Annotated in this window: 25 protein-coding genes; 5 read left to right on the forward strand and 20 right to left on the reverse strand. The window is 59.8% G+C overall.

Translation table 11 applies throughout. The annotated features are described in order from the left end of the window. The first annotated feature begins 12 nt into the window (after positions 1–12). Together ACODTZ_RS02525 and ACODTZ_RS02530 are read left to right on the forward strand one after the other, a co-directional pair. Entirely contained in the window at positions 13–1092 is a 1080-nt protein-coding gene (locus ACODTZ_RS02525; protein ID WP_489023473.1) for an ABC transporter ATP-binding protein, read from the forward strand. Continuing rightward, positions 1067–1927, forward strand: a complete 861-nt coding sequence (locus tag ACODTZ_RS02530) for a glycerophosphodiester phosphodiesterase (protein WP_489023475.1) — start codon at positions 1067–1069, stop codon at positions 1925–1927. The genes ACODTZ_RS02525 and ACODTZ_RS02530 overlap by 26 nt, the downstream gene beginning before the upstream one ends. A 5-nt stretch (positions 1928–1932) precedes the next feature. On the opposite strand, the gene ACODTZ_RS02535 is transcribed toward ACODTZ_RS02530, so the two are convergent. Next, entirely contained in the window at positions 1933–2736 is an 804-nt protein-coding gene (locus ACODTZ_RS02535) for an inositol monophosphatase family protein (RefSeq protein WP_489023477.1), read from the reverse strand. A 221-nt stretch (positions 2737–2957) separates the two neighbouring features. Next, complete coding sequence (locus tag ACODTZ_RS02540) at positions 2958–3287, reverse strand: ArsR/SmtB family transcription factor (protein ID WP_209236294.1); 330 nt, start codon at positions 3285–3287, stop codon at positions 2958–2960. Between the two features lie 580 nt (positions 3288–3867). On the opposite strand from ACODTZ_RS02540, the gene ACODTZ_RS02545 reads away from it, so the two are divergent. Next, the gene (locus tag ACODTZ_RS02545; protein WP_489023479.1) at positions 3868–6657 is read left to right on the forward strand and encodes a bifunctional aconitate hydratase 2/2-methylisocitrate dehydratase; all 2790 of its coding nucleotides are present in this window, start codon (positions 3868–3870) and stop codon (positions 6655–6657) included. 176 nt (positions 6658–6833) lie between these two features. Here ACODTZ_RS02545 and ACODTZ_RS02550 read toward each other — a convergent pair whose 3' ends face one another. From ACODTZ_RS02550 to ACODTZ_RS02635, 18 genes are all read right to left on the reverse strand, one after another. Continuing rightward, positions 6834–7088, reverse strand: coding sequence for a helix-turn-helix domain-containing protein (locus ACODTZ_RS02550; protein ID WP_489023481.1), 255 nt, complete (start codon positions 7086–7088; stop codon positions 6834–6836). A 117-nt stretch (positions 7089–7205) separates the two neighbouring features. Further along, positions 7206–7571, reverse strand: a complete 366-nt coding sequence (locus ACODTZ_RS02555) for a hypothetical protein (RefSeq protein WP_489023482.1) — start codon at positions 7569–7571, stop codon at positions 7206–7208. Between the two features lie 304 nt (positions 7572–7875). Next, positions 7876–8544: a type IV toxin-antitoxin system AbiEi family antitoxin domain-containing protein gene (locus ACODTZ_RS02560; protein ID WP_489023484.1), complete on the reverse strand. Its 669-nt coding sequence runs from the start codon at positions 8542–8544 to the stop codon at positions 7876–7878. Positions 8545–9658: 1114 nt separating this feature from the next. Next, positions 9659–10159: a hypothetical protein gene (locus tag ACODTZ_RS02565; protein WP_489023485.1), complete on the reverse strand. Its 501-nt coding sequence runs from the start codon at positions 10157–10159 to the stop codon at positions 9659–9661. A gap of 104 nt (positions 10160–10263) precedes the next feature. After that, positions 10264–10464: a hypothetical protein gene (locus ACODTZ_RS02570; RefSeq protein ID WP_489023486.1), complete on the reverse strand. Its 201-nt coding sequence runs from the start codon at positions 10462–10464 to the stop codon at positions 10264–10266. Between the two features lie 91 nt (positions 10465–10555). After that, positions 10556–12367: a TniQ family protein gene (locus tag ACODTZ_RS02575; RefSeq protein WP_489023487.1), complete on the reverse strand. Its 1812-nt coding sequence runs from the start codon at positions 12365–12367 to the stop codon at positions 10556–10558. A 2-nt stretch (positions 12368–12369) separates the two neighbouring features. Beyond that, the gene (locus tag ACODTZ_RS02580) at positions 12370–13446 is read right to left on the reverse strand and encodes an ATP-binding protein (protein WP_489023488.1); all 1077 of its coding nucleotides are present in this window, start codon (positions 13444–13446) and stop codon (positions 12370–12372) included. An 11-nt stretch (positions 13447–13457) separates the two neighbouring features. Beyond that, positions 13458–15647 carry a hypothetical protein gene (locus tag ACODTZ_RS02585; RefSeq protein WP_489023490.1) on the reverse strand — a complete coding sequence of 730 codons (2190 nt, stop codon included), beginning with the start codon at positions 15645–15647 and terminating at the stop codon, positions 13458–13460. Positions 15648–15759: 112 nt separating this feature from the next. Next, on the reverse strand, positions 15760–16089 hold the full coding sequence (locus ACODTZ_RS02590) for a hypothetical protein (RefSeq protein WP_489023492.1): 330 nt from the start codon (positions 16087–16089) through the stop codon (positions 15760–15762). A gap of 199 nt (positions 16090–16288) precedes the next feature. Beyond that, positions 16289–16699, reverse strand: a complete 411-nt coding sequence (locus ACODTZ_RS02595; RefSeq protein WP_489023494.1) for a hypothetical protein — start codon at positions 16697–16699, stop codon at positions 16289–16291. An 11-nt stretch (positions 16700–16710) separates the two neighbouring features. Beyond that, complete coding sequence (locus tag ACODTZ_RS02600) at positions 16711–17604, reverse strand: hypothetical protein (protein ID WP_489023496.1); 894 nt, start codon at positions 17602–17604, stop codon at positions 16711–16713. Positions 17605–17688: 84 nt separating this feature from the next. Continuing rightward, positions 17689–18282 (reverse strand): hypothetical protein, encoded by a 594-nt coding sequence (locus ACODTZ_RS02605; RefSeq protein WP_489023498.1) that lies wholly within the window; start codon positions 18280–18282, stop codon positions 17689–17691. Between the two features lie 94 nt (positions 18283–18376). Beyond that, positions 18377–18721 carry a hypothetical protein gene (locus ACODTZ_RS02610; protein WP_489023500.1) on the reverse strand — a complete coding sequence of 115 codons (345 nt, stop codon included), beginning with the start codon at positions 18719–18721 and terminating at the stop codon, positions 18377–18379. A 46-nt stretch (positions 18722–18767) separates the two neighbouring features. Further along, positions 18768–19418, reverse strand: coding sequence for a hypothetical protein (locus ACODTZ_RS02615; protein ID WP_489023502.1), 651 nt, complete (start codon positions 19416–19418; stop codon positions 18768–18770). A gap of 274 nt (positions 19419–19692) precedes the next feature. Beyond that, the gene (locus ACODTZ_RS02620; protein WP_489023504.1) at positions 19693–20016 is read right to left on the reverse strand and encodes a hypothetical protein; all 324 of its coding nucleotides are present in this window, start codon (positions 20014–20016) and stop codon (positions 19693–19695) included. Positions 20017–20080: 64 nt separating this feature from the next. Beyond that, positions 20081–20404 (reverse strand): hypothetical protein, encoded by a 324-nt coding sequence (locus tag ACODTZ_RS02625; protein ID WP_489023506.1) that lies wholly within the window; start codon positions 20402–20404, stop codon positions 20081–20083. A gap of 51 nt (positions 20405–20455) precedes the next feature. After that, the gene (locus tag ACODTZ_RS02630) at positions 20456–20764 is read right to left on the reverse strand and encodes a hypothetical protein (RefSeq protein ID WP_489023508.1); all 309 of its coding nucleotides are present in this window, start codon (positions 20762–20764) and stop codon (positions 20456–20458) included. A 45-nt stretch (positions 20765–20809) separates the two neighbouring features. Continuing rightward, positions 20810–21211, reverse strand: coding sequence for a hypothetical protein (locus ACODTZ_RS02635; protein WP_489023510.1), 402 nt, complete (start codon positions 21209–21211; stop codon positions 20810–20812). 107 nt (positions 21212–21318) lie between these two features. Here ACODTZ_RS02635 and ACODTZ_RS02640 point away from each other — a divergent pair, with 107 nt between their 5' ends. Together ACODTZ_RS02640 and ACODTZ_RS02645 are read left to right on the forward strand one after the other, a co-directional pair. Beyond that, complete coding sequence (locus ACODTZ_RS02640) at positions 21319–21489, forward strand: hypothetical protein (protein WP_489023512.1); 171 nt, start codon at positions 21319–21321, stop codon at positions 21487–21489. 172 nt (positions 21490–21661) lie between these two features. Further along, positions 21662–22357, forward strand: a complete 696-nt coding sequence (locus ACODTZ_RS02645; protein ID WP_489023514.1) for a hypothetical protein — start codon at positions 21662–21664, stop codon at positions 22355–22357. Positions 22358–22398 lie beyond the last annotated feature (41 nt).

A 22398-nucleotide genomic window follows, 5' to 3' on the forward strand; every position in this document is an offset into this window, starting at 1 on the left:
GAAAGGCTTGATATGGCACGCTTGACGATCAAGAACGTCTCCAAGACGTTCGGCACCTCGTTCGCGGTCCGTGATTTCTCGCTCGATGTGGAAGATGGCGAGCTCGTCTGCCTGCTTGGTCCGTCCGGATCCGGCAAGTCGACGCTGCTTCGCATGATCGGCGGCTTCGAGCAGCCGAGCGGCGGCTCGATCCTGATTGACGCCAAAGATGTGACGACGCTTCCGCCGGAAAAGCGTCCGACCGGCATGGTCTTCCAGAGCCACGCGCTCTGGACCCATATGGACGTCTTCAACAACATCGCCTTCGGCCTCAAGCTTCGTCGCCTGCCGAAGGCCGAAATCCGCGAACGCGTTGAAAACGCCCTGGCGCTGGTCGGTCTCGCCGATTACGGGCGACGCATGACGACGCAGTTGTCGGGTGGCCAGCAGCAGCGCGTGGCGCTTGCCCGGTCTCTCGTGCTGGAGCCGAAAATCCTGTTGCTCGACGAGCCATTCGCCAGCCTCGACCAGCATTTGCGCGAACGGCTGCGCGAGGAAGTGCGCGACATCCAGCAGCGCGTGGGCATCACCACGCTCTTCGTGACCCACGGCCAGGATGAGGCATTGGCGCTCGCCGACCGTATCGTCGTCATGCGCGACGGCAGCACCGAACAGATCGCTCCACCAGATATCGTCTACCGCGAGCCGCAGACGGAATTCGTGGCGGGCTTCATCGGCTCGATGAATTTCGTCAAGACCAGCATCCGTGGCGGCGTCAGCCAGCACCCGGCCTTTCCAGTTGCCGTGCCGATCGAGGATGGCGACGTCGTCCTGGCGTTCCGTCCTGAGGCACTGTCGCTGCAGCCATCGAAGTCGCTCTCGACCGCCATCGTCCATCGCAGCATCGATTTTGGCACGCACAAGATCGTGGATATCGACCTTGCCGACGGGACACGCTTGAAGGCAATGACGGCACCGGATAGCAACTGGGTCAAGGGCGTGGGCATCGAACCGACGGCTTCAGCATTCCGGGCTTTCCGTGACAACCAGTTGGTCTACCAATCGGCAACCTCAGGCGAACGACATCATGATCGAATCCTCGGCAACGCTTGATCGCAGCGGCATCGCGATTGATCAGGCCGGCCACAAGACGTGGTTGAAATGGCATCGCGGCCACCGCTATGCCGGCGACATCTCGTTTACGGGACAACGCATTGCCGAGGCGATGGCGCTGGGCGCCAGCATCGAGATCGATCTGGTCCGCTTCAATGGCGCCGGCTTCGCCGTTTTGCACGACGAGACGCTGAACAAGGCGACAACGGGCGAGGGGCGTGTGATCGATGCGACGGAGAGCGACTTGCGCGCTCTGCATCTGCGCGACCCCTTCGGCGAGCCTACGGCCCACAGGGTGATGCTGATCGATGATCTCGGCCAACTGCTGAAGCGCGTCGGCCGCGATGGCGGTGCTGTGCTGCAGCTCGACCTCAAGGAAGATTCCCCTGATATCCGCGACGAGGATATCGCCGCCTTCGCCGCCGCGATCTCGCCGGTCGCAAAGTCGGTCATTCTCTCGGCCGGCGATCCAGAGGCTGTCGAACGCTTATCCCTGGCCGTTCCTGATATGCCGATTGGCTACGACCCATGCCATCACGGCGCGATCGAGCGGCTGAAGGAAAGCCGTGACTTCGACGGTTTCGTTGCCGATGCCGTGGCTGCCTCACCGCGCGCGCGGATGATTTATCTGCATCACCAGCTGGTGCTATTTGCCGACGATGCCGGATACGATCTCGTTGCGGCCTTCCATCGCGCCGGGCGCAGCATCGACGCCTACACCATCAATTCGGCAATTCCGGCGGCATTGCCTGTCGTGCGCCGCCTTCTGGCGCTGAAGGTCGACCAGATCACCACCGATGACCCGGTCGGCCTTGAAGCGTTGCTTCTCGGCTAGGGCTGTTAGCCTTCGAAGCCTTCTACGAGCCACGGGTGCAGCGCGGTGTTGGCGGCGAGAATGTCGCCATTCGCCGTCACGGGGCCACCCTTGAACGCTGAAACAGTGCCGCCGGCTTCTGTCACCAGGAGTACCGCCGCGCCATAATCATGCGGCGACAGGCCATCTTCAAAGAAACCGTCCAGGCGGCCGCTTGCGACGTAAGCAATCGACAATGCCGCCGACCCCAGCCGCCTTACGCCGGCGGTGTTGCCCATCAATCGCTTCAAAGCCTCGAAATAGACGTCCGTTGCAACGGCCTTGACCTGGCCGGGAACCGGCAGACCAGCGCCGACCACGACGTTTTCGATATCGGCATTGTCGACGCAGGAGATGCGCTCGCCGTTGAGATAGGCGCCACCGCCGAGTTCGGCACTGAACAGCTCGTCGAGCATCGGGTCATAGACCACGCCGGCAACGATCTGGCCGCCTTCGGCGATCGCGATGGTCATGCCGAAATGCGGGATGCCCCAGGCGAAATTAGTCGTCCCATCGATCGGATCGATGTAGATGATCGGCGCATCCGCCTCCACCACCCGGTTGCCGACATCCTCCTCGCCCTTGATGGAGTAGGAGGGGAAGGCCGCGATCATATCGGTCACGATGATCCGCTCGACAGCAACGTCAATCTCGGTCTGATAATCGCGCGGCGCCTTTGAAACCACATCGCTGATGCGCCGGCGCTGCAACGACCGGCGGGCCGTTTCGCCGGCTTTCACCACCGTCGTTGCGAGAGTGATCAGGCGCGGGGAGATGAGGGAGGATGTCATTGGGAACCCGGGTAATGAAACTGCAATACGGCCAGCACGCATGGCAGAGCCGCGTGACGATTTCGTGACGTACGCGGCGCTTTCCAAACATGATGTTGAGGCCAGCCTTGGCCACGCCTCCAATCGGCCTGCGCCGGATAGCTCGCGAGACGACGGTCGTTCGCTTTGCCCGCGCCGAAGCTTTCCACCGCGCGCTCTTGGCGCCTCAGCTCTGCCGAGAGCTACCCGATCGCTCGCTCCGCTTCGCCATCTCGCGCGCCAACCAGCAGATCTCGAACATTTGCGAGCGTCGCTGCGATCGAGCGCGGCTGTATCGAGTAGAACACGGATTGCGAGGCGCGCCGCGTCGAGACGAATTCGCAGGCCCGCAGGATGGCGAGGTGCTGCGAGAGCGCCGATTGGCCGAGGCCGAGCTTCTTGGCGAGTACGTTGACTTGGATCTCGCCCTCGACGAGGTTGGTCAGGATCGCGAGCCGGTTGGCGTTTCCGAGAACCGCGAGTTGCTCCGCCAGAGCAGCAATGCTCTGCGGGTTCTGATTGTCTTCCTGCATATGATTTTCCCAATGAAATAGACGGGAAGCGTCGTCCACGATATCGCGTGGTCCGTTGTCCCCCGATGTTTAAGTACAAACGTAGCGACTAGCCCGATACGGCGGACAGCCGCGCGCGGGTCGACGGATGAATGGATTGGAAGCCAATGTGGAAGCCGGCGGAACGAAGCCGTAGCGGCAACAGCGCATTTTCCGCCATAAGGGGCGGCTGGCCATGCTGTGATGAAATAGTGGACATCATGTTCACCCGGTTGAAGTTACTCTGCCACAATCGTTCACACTGTTGAAAAGATGGTTAACGACTGCGCTTCAAACCCATGAAAAATTAGAGTTATGGATGCCGGACGCACGCTCATCTGCGGACGATGTCATGGCCAAGCACCGTCCGGCGCGCCAGCGCGATTGCAACCGAAAATCATCAGTGGCTGATCTAAAGTAATATTTTTTTTGTTGAATTGCGGTATCTGCACGGATGGCCTTGGTTGACGCGCATGAAAGCTGTAAAGACCTCGGTTGATGAACACTGCCGTTCGGTGGCGCTGCGCGTCAGCGCCCCACACACCATGACGTTGGGATTGCGATGAACCTGTACTTGGAATACCTGGCCGAAATCAAAAGCAGAGAAACTCAAGGGCTCGCCCCCAAGCCGATCGATGACGGCGCGCTGACCGGCGAAATCATTGCCCTGATCGAGGATACCGGCAGCGAACACCGCGCCGATGCTTTGAAATTCTTCATCTACAACACGCTCCCGGGCACGACGAGCGCCGCCGGCGTCAAGGCCGCCTTCCTGAAGAAGATCATTCTCGGCGAGGCCATCGTCCCCGAGATCACGCCGAAATTCGCCCTTGAGCTGCTGTCGCACATGAAGGGTGGTCCGTCGGTCGAAGTTCTGCTCGACGTAGCGCTCGGCAGTGACGCCGAGATTGCCTGTCAGGCCGGCGACGTGCTGAAGACCCAGGTTTTCCTCTACGACGCCGACATGTTCCGCCTGCGCGATGCCTACAAGGCGGGCAATGCCGTCGCCAAGGACGTTCTCGAAAGCTACGCCAAGGCCGAATTCTTCACCAAGCTTCCCGATGTCGAAGACGAGATCAAGGTCGTGACCTTCATCGCCGCCGAAGGCGACATCTCGACCGACCTTCTGTCGCCCGGCAACCAGGCGCACTCGCGCTCCGACCGCCAGCTGCACGGCCAGTGCATGATCACGCCTGAGGCACAGGCCGAGATCGTTGCCCTGCAGCAGCAGCACCCCGACAAGCGGGTGATGATGATCGCCGAAAAGGGCACGATGGGCGTCGGCTCCTCGCGCATGTCCGGCGTCAACAACGTGGCGCTGTGGACCGGCAAGCAGGCGAGCCCCTACGTTCCCTTCGTCAACTTCGCCCCTGTTGTCGCGGGCACCAACGGCATTTCGCCGATCTTCGCGACCACCGTCGACGTCACCGGCGGTATCGGCCTCAACCTGAAGAACTGGGTGAAGAAGCTCGACGACAGCGGCAAACCGATCCTCAACAATGACGGCAACCCGATCCTTGAGCAGAAGTTCTCGGTCGAAACCGGCACCGTGCTGAAGATCGACGCCAAGAACAAGAAGCTGCGCGACGAGGCCGGCAACGAGCTGGTCGATGTGGCGTCTTCCTTCACGCCGCAGAAGATGGAGTTCATGAAGGCCGGCTCGTCCTACGCCATCGTCTTCGGCAAGAAGCTCCAGACCTTCGCGGCCCAGACACTCGGCGTCGAAGCGACCCCGGTTTTCGCGCCGAACAAGGAAATCGCCATCGACGGCCAGGGCCTCACTGCGGTCGAGAAGATCTTCAACCGCAACGCAGTCGGCGTCACCTCCGGCAAGGTGTTGCATGCCGGCTCCGACGTTCGCGTCAAGGTGAACATCGTCGGCTCCCAGGACACGACAGGCCTGATGACAGCGCAGGAACTGGAAGCGATGGCGGCCACCGTCATCTCGCCGCTGGTCGACGGCGCCTACCAGTCCGGTTGCCACACGGCATCCGTATGGGACAAGAAGGCTCAGGCCAACATTCCGAAGCTCATGTCCTTCATGAACAACTTCGGCGTCATCACTGCCCGCGATCCGAAGGGCGCCTATCACGCGATGACCGACGTCATCCACAAGGTGCTGAACGACATCACTGTCGATGATTGGGACATCATCATCGGCGGCGACAGCCACACCCGTATGTCGAAGGGCGTGGCCTTCGGTGCCGACTCGGGCACTGTCGCGCTGGCGCTCGCCACCGGCGAAGCCACCATGCCGATCCCGCAGTCGGTCAAGGTCACTTTCAAGGGCACGATGCAGCCCTACATGGACTTCCGCGACGTGGTTCACGCCACCCAGGCGCAGATGCTGAAACAGCATGGCGACAACGTCTTCCAGGGCCGCATCATCGAAGTGCATATCGGCACGCTGCTCGCCGACCAGGCCTTCACCTTCACCGACTGGACGGCCGAGATGAAGGCCAAGGCCTCCATCTGCATCTCCGAAGACGAGACGCTCATCGAGTCGCTGGAGATCGCCAAGTCGCGCATGCAGATCATGATCGACAAGGGCATGGATAATGAAGCGCAGACTCTGAAGGGCCTGATCGCCAAGGCCGACCGCCGCATCGCCGAGATTCGCTCCGGCGAAAAGCCTGCGCTGACCCCTGACGATAACGCGAAGTATTTCGCCGAAGTCGTCGTCGATCTCGACCTGATCGACGAACCGATGATCGCCGACCCCGACGTCAACAATGCCGACGTCTCGCGCCGCTACACCCACGACACGATCCGCCCGGTCTCCTACTATGGCGGCACCAAGAAGGTGGACCTCGGCTTCGTCGGCTCCTGCATGGTGCACAAGGGTGACATGAAGATCGTCGCTCAGATGCTGAAGAACATCGAGAAGAACGAGGGCAAGGTCGAGTTCAAGGCGCCGCTCGTCGTCGCCGCTCCGACCTACAACATCATCGATGAGCTGAAGGCCGAAGGCGACTGGGAAATTCTCCAGAAGTATTCGGGCTTCGAATTCGACGACGTGAAGCCAAAGACTGCGAACCGCACCGAGTACGAAAACATCCTCTATCTCGAACGTCCGGGCTGCAACCTTTGCATGGGCAACCAGGAAAAGGCTGAGAAGGGCGATACCGTTCTCGCCACCTCGACCCGCCTGTTCCAAGGCCGTGTCGTTGAAGACACCGCCGAGAAGAAGGGTGAATCGCTGCTCGCCTCGACGCCGCTGGTGGTTCTATCCGCGATCCTCGGCCGCACGCCGAGCATCGAGGAGTATCGCGTGGCCGTCGAAGGCATCAACCTGACGAAGTTCGCCCCGCCGAAGACGACGCCGATCGATAGCCGGTCGGTTCACTACTAAGGCTCTGATCTGACAGAAACGCCCCGCAATGCGATCCATTGAGGGGCGTTTTGCGTTCTAGGGGTAGATGACAAGACTGAACCTGTGAGCGGGTCGGTCAATCGCCCAGCGCACCGGTCCCCGCTCCGGCCGTTGAATGGCGGGGCAGTGCTTGAACCGATATTGGATATCCGGAGTTAGGCGGCGACGGACGGAAACAGTGCGGTCGCGGTTATCCCGAGGGCCTTGGCGATCCGCGTCACGAGACGCTTATCTCCCTCATGCCCGGCTTCGACCTTGGCAATTTCCATCTCGGTCAGCCCACAGGTCACGGCCACCTGTTCGATGCTGTAGCCAGCCACGGTCCTTGCGGAGCGCACGGCTTCGCCAAGGTCGATGGTCAATGGTGTGGGAACGTTTGAATCCTCGATATTGCCGTAGGATCGTGACATGTGCGCTTCTCCAAATGTGTCCACTTTCCGACACAATTTAGGTGGTACGCTAACAATTGCAATGCCACTGAATTCACTATTCGTTGTACGGAATGGTTCACTCGGCAGCCAAGTCGCTCAGCCTACGGTCTTCTGAGAATTTCCAGCGCGAGCACCTTCGGTGCGCTGAAGAACGAAGACCGCCTCGCCGAAAATCTCACGCCGTCTCTGATGGCGAAGCTTGTAGGCGCGTTCCTGATCGGCTGTCTGGATATCGGTCGGCGTGGCCGAGGCTTCGTTTTCGACCATATCGATCAGCAGATTGCGCATGACGGCGTTTGTTTCCCGGATCTCCTGCATCTCGGCCAAGACGGGAGAGGCGCGCAGCTTGCGGGCAATGGCCTCATCGATCTTCTTCTCGACGAGGCGCGTTCTTGCCGCGAAATATCGCGCGGCTGAAAATGCGCACAAGGCGGCGCAGAGCACGATGATGATTGACGTCATTGGAAGCCTCCTGATGCCATCTAGATCGTGGTTCGGAAAGACAATTTCAATGTTTCGATGAGCGTCGGTCGGCTCGCCAAGTCAAGATTTTGGCTCGGCCAGTGCGAATGCCCTTTAACACTGTCCTCGGCTCCGAAGCCAAGTGTCTGAAATATATAGAGTTGGCGCTTGGAGCTTTTCCCATCCAATGACTGTGTTTTCCCTATAACGGCGTCCCGCGAGCTTTTGGGGATCCACGAACGGCCAATCGTGCTGCTCTAAGGACGAGAAAAAGCCCGATCGTCGGCTCTGTTGGGTAGCAGGTTCAGAACACTAGGTGAGCGTTGAAGCCTCTCTCGAAGGTAAGCAGAAAGTCGCTGTAGGCATGAAGCGTCGTCGCTCGCGTTTCCAACGCTTCCGCTAGATCGCTCAGTCCCGCCGTGCCTCTGGATACCTTGTCGAAGTAGGCCGAAAAGCCGTCGAAAAGGTTTTCGTCCGTGACGCGCTCGTGCGTCCCCTTGAGGGTCGGATTCCTAAAGGAGTATCGCCACAGGTCAAAGAGGGTTCTCTCTGGCGAGGTGATCCGGATCTCGACTCCGAGATGATCGCGCACATCGACGCCAACTTCCCAGTCTTCCAAACGTGACCAGCGCACGACGTCGACCGGGAGCTCTGCGTCGGAGAAGATCGGGGCGGCGCGCTGGCTGGGCGGCAGTCCGATATGCTCGTAAGTCGGTTCACGCGTGACGAGGTCGTGCACGGCCGCAGCGGTGAACAGAAAGAAGACGGCGCCGGAACAACGCTTGGACATGGCGGCAAGCTTGTCCATGAGCGGTGCCTCGTCGCCACCTATCGGCCGATAGACGCCACGAAGCGGCGAGGCGAGCACCCCCGCCTCCACGAGGCGGCCTGTCGCTGTCCTGGAGTATCCAAGTTCGGCAAGTTCCCATGAGGAATACAATCTGTCGGGAAAAAGTCGCCGCTTCTCGGCCATCTGTTCAATCCTAGCCCATCGCTGGAAACTTCAATTTGCAGAGCGTGAACGGGAGAGCGGCACGCGATCCGGCCGCCTCGCGGATGAAATCTGCGGCATGAAAATCATAAGCTGGATCGTTGCAAGGATCATAACGTCAGGTGCCATGCGGCTTGCCCTGTCGATGGCGGAACCCCGATCTAGCAACGGACGCCTGAATATCGAACTTGGTTGGCCAGCGTATTGTCATGAAGACGGGTAAGTGGTGAAAGCGCCACTACGTGGAGTCCGTCCTCGCGCGCCTGTAGACTTGCCGTTTAAATAAGTAGATCGACACAAGGCCGGCCGGAAGAAGAATAACCGAGGGGAGACGGTAGCAACGGGAGGCCAAGGCTCACGGCTCGCGCTCTATCCCTCGCGCCAATTATGCCTCCTCGATTTCGTCGAGCTGCCAATTGTGGAAGCAGATCGCCTTATGGCGGGTCGGCCATGCACTTGATGAGGTCTTCGGGGTCATATTTTCTCGGCGCAGCACGCCGCTATCGCCCCTACGCAAATCGGAGAGTGTAGCTCTCGATGAGCTCTGCTTCCTCATCTGCCTCTTCGCCACCGTCGGGATCTTCCGCGAGCTCATCGCTTGAGAGCACCGTCAGGGTGTGTCAATACGATCAAAGGCCCACTATCTCCTCATCCAAGCAGATCTGAGGGCAGCCGTTGAACCAATGGCTGAGTGTAGTTTCGGCAATCCGGCGCTTCCCATAGAGCACGTTGTCCTAGTCTTGGTTGAAAACACTTGTCGCGCTGCCAGGCAGTGGTGAGCCCTGTCGTATAAATGCGTTGGCGATGTAGCCTTGATGTGGACCTCGCCTCTAGTTTGGGCCTGTCGCTCGGCCGACTGCCTCCCGGACTACACTTGCCCCGAGGGAATAGGCCGGTGGTAATGGCGGAGCTGGAAGCTGAAGGAGAGGTATCCAAGGAGGTTATTCTGGAGAGTGCGGTGGCGTATCGGCGCAATCCAAAGATTGTATTACGCCGATCAATTTTTCCAGCTTCGTGATAGCGCCGTCAGCGGAGGGGAGGTCTCCGGGTTGGCTAGGCTAGGATGGAAAAGCGGTGCGTTCTGGACCGGGAGGCACTAGCAGCGCCTGGAAGCCCGTTTGACGTCACGAAGAAGGCGATTGTGCCAAACGTACCGCGCCTCGAAAGGAACTGCACGAACGCTTTTCTCTTCCGGCCAATGGCCAGCCAGGTCGAGGATCGGCTTCCCATCCTCGACGCTCTCCGCGGAGAGGATTCGATTGCGCGGGATATGTCCGAAGTAGATGTACCAGGAGTCGGCGGACTGACCGCCGACCGCGATTAATCGCCGAGCGGTGTCGAGCGAAATGTGCATGGGCGCCCAATCCGCCCACCTGACAAGTTTGCCATCCTCGGAAACGTCCACGGTCAAGCGGATTTTCGTCTTGTCTAGGGGGCTGCCGCCCAACCCGTGCCCGGTTGGGCTTTGCGAAGACGTCAGCCATACTCCGACGAGTCCTTCGAAATTGCCGAAGTCGGTGACCACGTCGCCAATGGTCAGCCCGTGGCGGTCTATTCCGCGAAGGTGCGCTGGTGAGGTGTAGTGATACAGCAGCATGTTGAACTCCAATGAGACTACGTGAAGCCGGCTCTCTACCTAGCTGACCAGCATAGTGGGGTCACTAGGTGATAGCCGGCATTATGTCGCCGACGGCCGGGCAGTTACGAGGCCGTCCGATCCGCCGCGGCAAGCGCAGCCTTCGCCTCCTCGATTTTGTCGAGCTGCCACCTGTAGAGACAGAAAGCCTTGTCGTGCGTCCACGGGACGCCCATCGTGTCTAGTGCCCACTTGCGCTCCATGTACTTGACGATGATGTCGTCCTCGCGGAGCTGAAGTTCTTCCGCGCTAAGGTTATCGAACATGCTGCAAGTCCTTTCGCCATTTTATGGCGGTTGATGGGTGGCTGGAAACAATGCTCCGGCGCCGCACCCGCGGCGTCAAGACTTTTGCGGGCTATTTCGGAAGCCCGCGCTCGGCGTCCTCCCGCTTGAAGAACACGGGTAGGCCGCGATCAGTTGTGATCGATGGACGCACCTTCGCGTGCTCAAGGGAGGCGATCAGAGTGTCGCGGTGAATCCCCCTTTCGCTAGCGCACTCGTCCACCGAAACGTGCTCGCCCTGAAAGCAATCCAGCGCGGCCCGGCTCATGACCGGATAGGACTTGGAGTATCCTGGCAGGTCGATGATCGAAACGGGCAACGTTTCCTCGCGCATCAGCGTCTTCGCGAGAGCAACAGAAATTGCCAGTCCGACTGCAACGTCTTCATAGTGAAGGATGTCGAAGTCATACGGCACCGCGGTCTTCGTTCGCACCTCCTTGAATGAGACTTTGATCCCGGAGAAACGCCGCCCGAATGTTCCAACGCAGTGTAGTGCGCCGCCGGCTAGAAGCTGGACGACTTCAGTCGGCGAAGCGAGTGACAGACGCGCGGCTTCTCCAATGCTGACGAGGTCGGTTGCTCGGCCGCCGGCTGATTTAGTCATGCGATCGAAGAGCTGCTCTGCTTCCAACACGCTGTAAAGCTCCCCTCGATCAAACGTCGGTCGCCTGCGAAGCGCGAACTCCCAGCTTGGGTCGAAAACACACGTATCGGCGAGATCCATCAGTCCCATCCTCCGGACCAAGGTGCCATAAGGAACGAGGTGAGCCTCTCGCTCGAACTCGTGTCGAAGCACGTCGTTTCCGAAGGTGATCTCGGCATCTCCTTTGAAACGATCGGAGCTGTCCAGCAGGGTAGCGCGTCCGAGTATCGCCCTTACTGTCGATTTTGGGATCTTGTGCTGTCGCGCAATGGTCGAGACGGTGTGGATGCGCCGCTCGCAAGGCGCGCCCAGAATGGTGTCCTCGGGCCCCACCGGCAGGTTTTCCTGAACGATTTCCCGCAGGAGCCTCGTCAGCCTGGGATATGCTTCCACATGTCGGCTTAGGACTAGGTGGAGGTTGCCGAACAATGACGATAGGGGATGCCACGCGGCTGTCGACCAGTAACGCTTTGCCGCATCGGTAAGATGTGCGCGTAGCGCTTCTTCTCCTTGGGCGATCAAACGAAAGCCATCACTCTGAAAGCGCGCCCTCATTTCCGGCGGCTGCTGGGAGACGTTTACGATTTCCGAGCCGTGCCCAAGTTGACATCCGAGATGCTCACAGACGTCAACTGCCGCTTGGAACGTCAGCTCGTCGAGCAGCGGGACTCGGATTGAGCCGACGCCTAGCCGATCGGAAAAGTACCGGACCGACGGGCTCACTTCGATGGCCGCGCATCGTGATGCTTGATGTTCGACTTTCGCCCAGCGTAAAGAGACGCACCGCACGAAGTCGTCGGACGCCCGCCCAAAATCCTCCGCCACGGCGAGGCGAACGCCATGGACTGTGCAGACATCAATAGTTGTCATCGCCCACGACAAGCGCGCAAATGGTCTCTCAATGTTGCTGCCGGTGTGCACAGACATGTCGTCCACAAGGCAGAGCGGGCAATAGTGATATGGTCCAGGGCGGAAAGAACCCGCCCTTAACTCGTGGCCGTTCACGCTCACGCGCGTTCGGCTAATTCTCTGGAACTTCGCAAAGTTAAGCCTCTCCACCGAGATGCCGAGCTCGGTGGAAAGGTGGCTTACGTCAAATCGCATGTCGCCGGAAACCTTGCCCCAAGTGGTGCCAAGGTGCTTCAGAAGGGCCCGCATGTCGCCCGCGCCATTTACGGCCGCGGTACGTGACAGAAAGCTCTTCAGCGTTTCGGCGGTATGAAATTCAACGCGCTTCAACATTATCAACCCTCCCTGGCTGCTGCAGTAGCCTTCGCGACGCGGTCTGCTCGGGCTTGTTTCGCCGCGAGATCGGCGAGCGTCGTCGACGGCGAAAGAACCATCCAGTCTGCCGACAGGAAGATGTTGTGCTCGGGTTGGCTGCCGGTGACGAGCGCATAGCAGTCGGCGAAATGCTGGTTCACGACTTCCGTCAAACCCTTCCGCATGGCGATCTGGCACGCGCCACGGGTCATCTGGATGATCGTGCCAAATCCGCCGTCCGCCGACTTGATGAGCTTCTGAACGAAGTCGTTGGTGAACAAGGCGTCGCTGACCTTGAGGCCAGCGTGCCCGCGGATGACGCCCATCGCGATCACCTTGACCCGCTCAAGATCGGCGGGAAACTTGACCTGCTCCAGCGACACGATCAGGCTTCGGTTGCGAAGCTGGGTTTCATGTTCCATGAACTTCGCGAGAACCGGCATGCCAGCAATGATGAGATGCAGTGGCCAGTTTTCGATCTGCAGGAGACTTTTGAGCGTATCGGCGACGTTGACGATTTCCGCCTTCTTGTTGGCGCGGAGAACGTGCTGCATCTCGTCGATGTAAAGGAACATGACCTGTCGCTCCCTCAGCGTCCGCTTCGCGAGTTCGAACAGCTCGTTCTCGGTGTAGCGGGAGGCATCCGAGAGCGGGTAGCCGGTCGCTTCGATGATCTTGCGCCCGAGAAGCTTCATCGACGTCGGCTTGGGGGCTTCGAAGTGGATCAGCGGCCTGATCTCGTTGCCCCGTTCGTCGAAATACGGCATCAGTTCCGGGCGGCTCAGAAGCGTGTGCTTCAAGGCCGTCGTCTTTCCGGACCCGCTCTCGCCAAGGACGAAGAGCGCACGCCGCTTGCCGACCTCGCCAGCGAAAGCGGAGGCGGCGTTTTCGATGATTTCGGTCGCGCCGTTGTTGACGCGTTCGTGCTGTTCGGACTCGATGTAGATTCCGTTCAATTTGCCGATCGCCTCCGTTCGGGCGCGAGCGGCGGGGTCGAGTGCGGCGGCAAGGCGAGCGGCGGCAGAAGCCGCCAGGTTGGTTCCGTTTTTGTTGGTCATGGTAGGTTTCCTCAAATCTTGATGTCGGAAGTGGAGCGGATGGTGGTGGGCGCCGCAGGGATCATCGCGGTGCTGAGGATGGGGTCTGCGGGCTCATCGCCGCGCAATGCGAAGAGGTCGTCGTCGAGGCCGGAAATGCCGACCATGAGCGGATCTTCGGCGAGGACGAGAGGCGCGAGCTGAGGATCCCGGTGACCGAGATCGTCAATGAACGCCACGTTGTCGAAGTACGCTGTCTGCGCCTTGAGCAAGGCGGCCTCGTCGATCGGCGCCGTGGCGATTCCCGCACGAGCGGATGCGGCCTCGCCGGAAAGGCGCAGGCGGTTCACCGCATCGAGCATGGACGCCAGTCCAGGTTCGGCGTTTCCAGCGTTCTCCACGGCGACGGCCCGCGCTGCGGCAGTCCACTCCCAGATGGAGACGTCCTCCGGAATGCGGATCGTCGCAGGGATGGTGATCCAGCCTTCGCCGTTCCATGCCGAGACGGCGTCGAGACTGAAACGATCGACGCGGATCAAGATCGAACTCTTCGACGCGAGACGGAACTGCTGGAGCTGCTTCGACTGGTAATGGATGCCGAACATCACGACGCCCATCTCGGTGATGTCGCGATAGGTTCGTGTGCCGAAGATCGCTCTGCGCACGCTGCGGGGTGGAGGCGGAAATACGCCGAACTTCTCCGACAGCCTCATCCAACGGCTGTGCGGCGTCTCGCCTGTCGAGGAATGGGGCTGATGGTGGTAGATGTCCACCACGGCCTGCACGAGAAGCAGATTGAGCTGATCGATCGACAGCGATACGCGTTCTGACGACCTATAGTCGCCCCGCTCGAAGATGTCGCCAAACGTCCTGCCTTCGAACCACGCGAGAAGCTGACCGCCAAAAGTCCGGAAGACGGCCTCGATCGACCCGCGGAGCCAGGGTACGCCAGCCGGCGGATGCATGTACTGGGCGTCAAGCGCGGAGAACACGGCCCGCACCATGTTGCCCGCGAGCGCGCCGCCGTTGTCCGCCACAGCCGACTCCATGAGGCAATGGTAGGGCCACGACGAGGAGGCGCCGGCAAGCTTCGCCAGCTTGGACTTGTCTGTGACCACCATTTCGATGGCGTCGATCATCGTCTTTTCGGTGGCCGCGGCTGGCGTGAACCTCATGGCCAAGATGCACTTGGTGGCGACGTCGATCGCGACGATGACCTTCAGGCGCACGCGTTTGATTGCCGCGAGTTCCTCTTTGGTCAGGAAGTCCAGGAGCTTCGCCCACGCGAACCACGCGATGAGGTCTACTGTCCACTCGTCGAACTCCACGACTTCTCCAGGGCGCTCGACTTCGTGGTTGCCGTAAGCAATGCGGTAAAGTTTCCGCGCGGCTTCCTTTCCTTCACGGCCGGCGGAGACCCAGAAGCCGTTGAGGCTTTTCACGAGCTTCAGAAACTGCTTGTACGATGGGATGACGTGCAAGCGGAGGTTCTGGGCGTCACGAGCCGTGTTGAGTTCCACGAGGCGAGCTACAAGCGCCTTGTGCACGTCGGTCACGAACGGCTTCTTCGGGTTGGCATATTCATGGGCGAACTGGCTCCAGATCTGAACGTCCTGCGCCATGTGCAATTCGAGATTCTTCGTCCTGCCTGCGGAGAGCTTGACGAGACTCATCGCGTCATAGCCACTCTCCTGGTAGCGGGCGATTAGCCGCCGGAAGTGCCGGGGGCTCGGCATTCTCACGGTGGACATGACAGTTCCGGCCTGAACCTTCTTCGGTTCGAGCTCGGCTTTGATCTCAGGCAGGACCCGCTTCAAAGAGGCGTCGCTCAGCGTGATCTTCGGCAACGTGGGATCGTCTTCTGCGGCGTGCTTTCGGCGCAAAAAAGCGTCGAGAACGGCCTGGAAGTTGACGACGCGAAGCATCTTGTCTTCTGCGAGGTCGAGGACGGTCGGCAGCTCCGGTCCGCTGTCGCGCTTCCTTCGCCCACCGGCGAAGTAATACTGCTGCACCTCGGCATGTCCCTTGGACATCAGGTCGTAGAAGCGGAGATGGGTGAACTTTTGGCGCTCGTCGGGGCGGTCCACCGGCACCATGGTGTGTCCCTCGTCATTGGTGTCGACCAGCCGGTACTGCTGTTTGCCGTTGATCGTGATTAGGGCGGACTTCCAGATGCGATAGCGTGGCACCGGGTAGTGGAAGTTGCGAAGGATCTCGTTCATTCTGTCGTCCTTTCGGGAAACGATCGATGGGAGGAGGCGCGCAGACCGGCGCCGCCGACGCGATCGCGTCGTCGCGAGTACTCGGCGCGGAACGCCGAAACTAAAACTTGGCTTAGTCGTTGGGATCGCAGTCAGGATACGGGCGTCTTCCGAAGAAGCGGCGCATGTCCTCGACAGCGATGTCGCGTATGAGCGCGATCTCCGGTCTGTCTCGGCGCCGCGAGGCGACCGGCGCTATCTGGATCTCGCCGATCTCCATCATCATGCTGACTTCGTCATGCGTGATGAAGCGGACCTCGTCCGACTCCATGTCGCGGAACACGTGGCCATAGACGCTACATGCAACTGCACGAAACGGCCGGCCGGCGATGTGAACCTTCGCGTCGAGGGAGATGCGATATCGCGGAACTCGGGAGGCGTAGAGGGATCTGCGTTTTCTCATGGTCTACCTTTCCAGATGGGGATGCCGGAAACCCGGCATCGTTTGGACAGGCGCGACGCAAACGCGTCGCCTTGAGAGACAAGTCAGACGGAGTCCGTCCGAGGTCGGTCGGGTACCGCGCTCGTTTGGCCTCGGGACGCCTAACCCACCGCGCCGCCCTGACAGGGCGGCACATGTAAGACAAGCTATCTGGTAGCGCTCAATGGATCGTGCGCCGAACCGAAATCGTGGCTTGGTCGTCTGCCAGGCCATCCTCCTTATTTTCTGCGCGAAGAGCCGCCTGACGTCCCTTGACCGCCAGTCGGAAAGCACGCTGGCTCTGCGTGAGCCCGAAGCACCTTCCGGCACCGATCTCGTGCTCGATCACGGGCAAGATGACCCGGAGCACCGGCGTCGAAAGACCCGGCCGACGCCCCGAGATCGGAATTCTCGCCGCTTTCAGCTCGAGGTACAGGTCGGCGGCCTCATCCACCAGTCGCTGGCGTCCTTCGACATCGGAGGGAGACACGCACCACCGCGGCCGTTCGACGTGGAAAAGCCTAGGAGCCATCCGCGCCCGGAGGCCTTCGATGCGCGATGCATGGTCCGAACTGTTGTTTTCTGCTGTCATTCTCAGTCTCCTTAGTTGAGCAAGTTTCGGCGAAGCCAGGAAAGGTCGGAGATGCGGCCACGTTCCTCGGGCTCGAGTTCGCCGCGATCGATAAGGTTCCAGATCGCGGTCCGACGCCCGGCCTGGCTGCCAGCGCCGGCTAGAAGGTCGATGAAGCGTGTGGAACCGTAGACAATGCTGATGCGGTCGAGCGCCTGGTCGAATTCTGCCTGGTTGAAGGCCCGCCTCGATCGTAGGATCCATTTGGCGTTGTACTCGTCGTCGAGGCTCGCGCGAGCATCGGTGAACAGTGCGACGCCATCGGCATACCCGCCGACTCCTTGATCGGAGGTGAGCTTCAGTGTCCTGAGAATTCCCGATGATCGCACGCGTCCGGCTGGCTTCGCAGCAATGGCAATACGCCGCTGGTCGTTCAGCTTGACCCAATAGTCGAAGATGGTCTCGCAGAGTACCCCATCATCGAGGTACTGCACCCGCGGATACTGTGAGCGGATGTCCACCACACGACGGTGCACCTGCAGAATCTTCGCCAGTCGCGCCTCGATCATGCTTTCGGCGGAAAGGCTCGTGTTCTGGCCGCGGTATGGAACATGACCGCGGAACGAAGACTTCGAGACGAAGTCGACCGAACGCAAGCCGCTTGACGGCGTCGCCTCCATCCAGATGTCGCCGATGTCGAGGCTGTCCCGCTCCGTCAGCCCGACGTATTCCGCATCCGGCTTGAGATAGACGGTGTCCTCTGGCACATGATTGTCAGGCACGACGCCCGCGCGTTCGTATAGGATGCGTTCCAGAATTCCGCGCTTGTTGCGCAGGCGGCCGCGATGGCCGTAGAGCTTCTTGTAGATCTCGGAGGCCGGGACGCCTGCGATCATCGTTGGGAAGGGGTTCCGGTCGTTCTGCATGGTTTTCCTTTCGGAGGATTGACGATGGATCCGCGGCCGCGCGGACGGCGGCCGGCGGCCGGCGGAGGCAAGGGCGACGCACTCTCAGTCGTCTAATTCCATTCTGCCGACCTTGCGCCGGAACCACCGTGCCGGCGGTGGTTCGAACCCCGCCCTCTGACCTCCAACCCCGCGGTTGAGTGCGGGCAGGATCGCTGCAAGGGATTTGCTGTCGAGCCGTGGCGACCGCCCATCGATGGACATGCCCGCCGCACGCATCTCGACGAACAGGTCGCAGGCGTCGGACCAGAAAGCCCGCTTCCGCCGCTCCATTTCTGGATTTCTTCTCGGTCGCTGGCTCCTGCGCGGCAGCCCGAGGTGCCGGCACCCGACACTTCGCTCGTCAAAGGACACCCTCATCCTGAACGACCCGAACGACGGAAGCGGAATCTCAATACTGCGATGGTCGTTGAGAGCCGCGATCTTCCCTCGCAGCCAGTCGTGGGCTTCCTCGATGCAGAACAGATCCGGGTCGAAGCACAACTCGACTGCATCCGACATCAGGCCGTTGAGGAGCTGATACGTCTCGGGGTCCTCGACAATCACTACCTGGATGATGCCCGTTAGTTCCTCGAAGCGCCTGACCGCCTCGGCATCGCCGTGCGGGGGGAACTGAATCACCAAGTCTTTCTTTTTCATTGCCGTCTCCATTTTGCATGCAGGTTCCCTCCGCCGTCCGACTGGACGGCGGCGATCGACGCGAACGCGTCGGACGATGCTGTCGGGTTTACGTTCAGCTCACGTAGGAAATGGCGTCGAGGTCCTGCCGGTAACCGACCCTTTTAAAGACGTGGCGGTGCGAACCAACGCTGACCTCGGTCCGTGGAAAGCTTTCCACGTGGATGCCGATGATGCAGCGGGTCGCGCAATCGATCACGACATGGACGCCATATCTACGCTCTCTGAGGGCCGCGGGATCCAGAGAGGCGGCATCGATGCCATGGAAATCGAGCAGCTTCCGGGCGGACATGACGTCGGTGTTCACCTCGAGGTGGTAGGGGTCGCCGCTCGAGAATCTGTCTTTGGCCATTGATGCGAGGCGGTGCGCGCTCTGGGAAAGGCGGTCGTTCATGCTCATAGTTGTTCCTTTCAAACTGTCGGGTGATTGACTGCGAAGCGCTAGTTCAGCCCCACGAACCCCAGTGTTCGAGCACACCCCGGAAGGGTGGAGTTCCCTGTTGCGGGTTAGGCAGGTAGGGTTCGAATTCCTCGACGATCGTCTCGACGTATCGCTTCGGATCAGGTTCGATCAGTTCGCCGCCATGGCTCCGAAGAAGCTTCTCGAAAGATAGCTCGCTCACCATGACCAACAGGCCGTGCCAACCGTGCAGGCGATGAAGCATTTCGGCGACGCTCCAGCACTCCACTTTCTGATGCGGAAGCCGTACAACGGTGGACGCTAGGAACTGGTGCTCGGTCATCGCGAGCCCAGGCGCTCGAGCTCGATATCGTCGATCAAACCATCGCTTCGCCCGCTCGACCTTCACCAGCCCGATGAATTCCTCCACGGAAGGGAGGCTCACCTTCACCCTACGAGACCGGTTGGATGTTGCAATCTCGAGCTCCAACGACCAGAAGACTTGTCTGATGGGCGAATAGCTACGCTCCATGAAGGATACGCAAAGAGCTTCCTCGATCATCGCAGCCAAAATTACTTCTGCCGGTTTCTCTGGAAGTGCATCGACGGGGATGCGCTCGACTGCCGATTCGAAGGCAGATCGAATAGGAGACGGTAATGCCTCCACAAACAGTTCCGAACGACGGGTAAGTTTCATTTCATGTTCCTTCTCAGATGCGGGTCGGGCGGGATTCTGGGCCGGCCGACGCTCAATGGAGGTATCGGGGACGTGGCGCGGAAACCTCACCTGCGAGGCCGTCGGGCTGGTCGCTACCCGCCTGATGGAATTCGGTCCCCCGACGCCGGTCGAAAGCCGAAGCGTTCAAGAAAACCAGCACCGCCAACGACTTTGGCCTTGGGAAACTCACAGGAACGTCGGAGATCGAATCCAGCGCTGCTTGAACGGTATGCCATGGGACTTTGCGCATTTTTCACCCTTTCGAAGACTGTGTGTGGTTGTAGGCAGCGAGCACTCCAAGGGCGTCGCGTTCAGCTCGCTCTGCCCGAGCGGTTGCGAAGAAGTCGGCGCGACTGGCGAGGTTGATGCAGCCACTGCCGACAAGCGTCGCGTACGAATTCTCCCGGCAGACCGATCTCTCGTAGGCGGCATAGGCCGTGTGCTCTGAGACGCGTTTTCGTCCGATTGTCAGGCGGGTGAAGCCGAGTTGAATGGCGTGATCGCCCGGCGAGAGGGAGTCGGGGTGAATCTTCGGCGCGCGGGGCATTGCAGGCATGGCGATTTGCGATGCAGTCATATTCTTCTCCATCGGTGAAAACGTGTCGGGCGGACGGCCGAGGCCGTCCGACACCGCATCGACGCTAGTTCAGGCGGCGAGGAGCGGCCGCGGCCGCGGATGCGAAGCTCGCCTTGAAAAAGCGAAGCTTCGGAGCTACCAGGATCAGGTCTTCCTCTTCTTCCTCGTCCAGTCCTTCGTTGAGCAAGGCGACGTGCTCGACGAATTCCTCGTATGCAGCCTGTACTTCAAGGCCTGCGTCCACCGCCTCGGTCGCGAAAGCGTCCATCATCCGGTACGCCTCCTTTGTCGGAAGACGGACGGCGACGGCCTTGGATCCCGCGACGAATTCGCCGGGATCGAGAAGCCCTTCAAACGCTGGGTGCGGCAGTACTGAGCGAATGTTCATGAAAATCTCTCTCTTCGATTGGTTGGTGCATTTCAGTGGCCGGATCAGAACTCACGCGAGCTCGGGATCCGAGGGACCGGGACGATCCCTTGCGAAGCGGAACTCGCGACGGCGCCTACTGCGTTCGATCGCGACCCGTCGGTAAAAGGTCCTCTCGCTGAAGGGCGGGAACATGCCGCGAAGGTCGAACTCGTGTCGAAGCTTCAACCAGGCAATCCGGACGGTCGGCAGCAACGGCGAATGAAGCTGGTCTTCGATGGTCAGAGCAATGAGGCGTTCGATCTCGTGTGTGACCGGCGTGATCCCTGAGCGACTTGCGGGCTCAAGAAAATTTGGACGCAGGTAGTCGTTCTGCGGCATGGCAGTTCTCCTATTCAGATGATGTTGCTTGTTGGGGCTCGCGGGCTATGCCGCGATAGCCGTCCCTATCCGGGCAAGCTTCGCCGGCCTCTCGTAGCGCACGACCGCAGCCATAACGTCGCCGTCGACATGGGCGTAGACCGGCCTTTTCTTCGAAAAGTGGAGAGCCCGGATTTCCGGCTGATCCCAGAAGTCGTCAACGAGGTTGTAGAATTCCTTGATGGACGGGATCAGCAGAGGACGCTTCGACAGGTAGGAAATCGTTCCGATCAGTTGAACAAGCCGCCGATAATGGTCCGACCAGTCGTCATTGAAGTTGAAGGCGAATCTGGAGGCGGCAAGGACCATGAGAAGGTCGTTCCTGGAGCAGGCGTCGCCGTACTTGGTGCTCATCCAAGATGTGATGGCGCTGTTGATGCCCTTCAGGTCTGCAATTCGGAATTCCATCGTTTGCTCCTTGCCAGATCGGCAACTGAATTTCTCGTCTGCATCCATAATCCCAAACGGGTGCCGGCTTTTCAAAACCTTCTCGAATCTTTCGACGTTGTGCCAAAATGGGAACGTTCTTCTTCCGTTCCAAAAAGAAGGTATTCCTGTGCGATATGAAAGAGATGAGTTATTTTTTCGGCGGATTATCTCCGCAGAAGCGCTTAGGCTCTTTGGCGGCCTATTGGGGCCGCTATCAGGCCGATTATCAGCGCATGTCGCATTGGGTGGATCCCTGAAGCGAAGAATTCGACACTATTCAAAGGCGCCCAGCCCTCGGCGTCAACGTAATGCTTTAATAAAATTTTAAGAATGGTTAACGCTCCTTCTGCAGGACGGCGGGTTCCCTTCGGCCAATTGTGTCTTGCACGCCGCATCGAGACCATCGGCTCCACGTACAAGGAGCGAGCGATGTATTTTGAAGCGCGTCTGAGGGATATTGAGGAACGTCTTGGCGCGGTGTTGTCCGAGCTAGGACTAAGCCCGTGCCTCGAACTGTCGGGCCAGAGGTACCACCTCTTTTTCCAGCGGACAGATGAAGGGGTAGTGTGGCGTTCTACAGTGAGCTTTATCTTCGAGCCGCCCTCCCGCACCGGCGAAACCGAAGTCTCGTGGGGCAACGTGGCTTTCGGATACGGTCAAAGCAAGGTTGTGCCGGTTGGTACAAACGGCTGGGTGGTCTATGCCGGAGACTATGACCATCGAGGATACGAGATCGAGCGTGGAAACTACATCGAGACCTGGGACAGAGCGTTCAAGATGGCGGCGACCGGCCTGCGCAGGTTTCCGCTGCTGCCCGAGAGCACTGGTCTTCCATACATTCTCGATGACGGCGAACTGGCAAGAGCATGGATTGGCCTGAAGAAACTCTGCAAAAGAAAGGGTATCGACGAGGTCCTGTTCGGACGAGACGAGGACGAACAAGAATATTTTGAGTTTGACTACGCTGGTTCCAGTTTCCAACTTGTCGGGGTCATAGGCGAACTCGAGCTTTTCAGAGATGGCTCCCTTGTTCATGTCATGAGTAAATTCCAGTTTGACGAGAATGACTTCAAGTGCATGTTCGAAACCCAGCTCGACCTGGCGACCAGGCAGAACAAGTGGTGACTGCTGCGATCAAGCAATCGAGCTCGTGGCGGTTCAGAGAA

The organism is Rhizobium sp. FG113 (assembly GCF_057809895.1).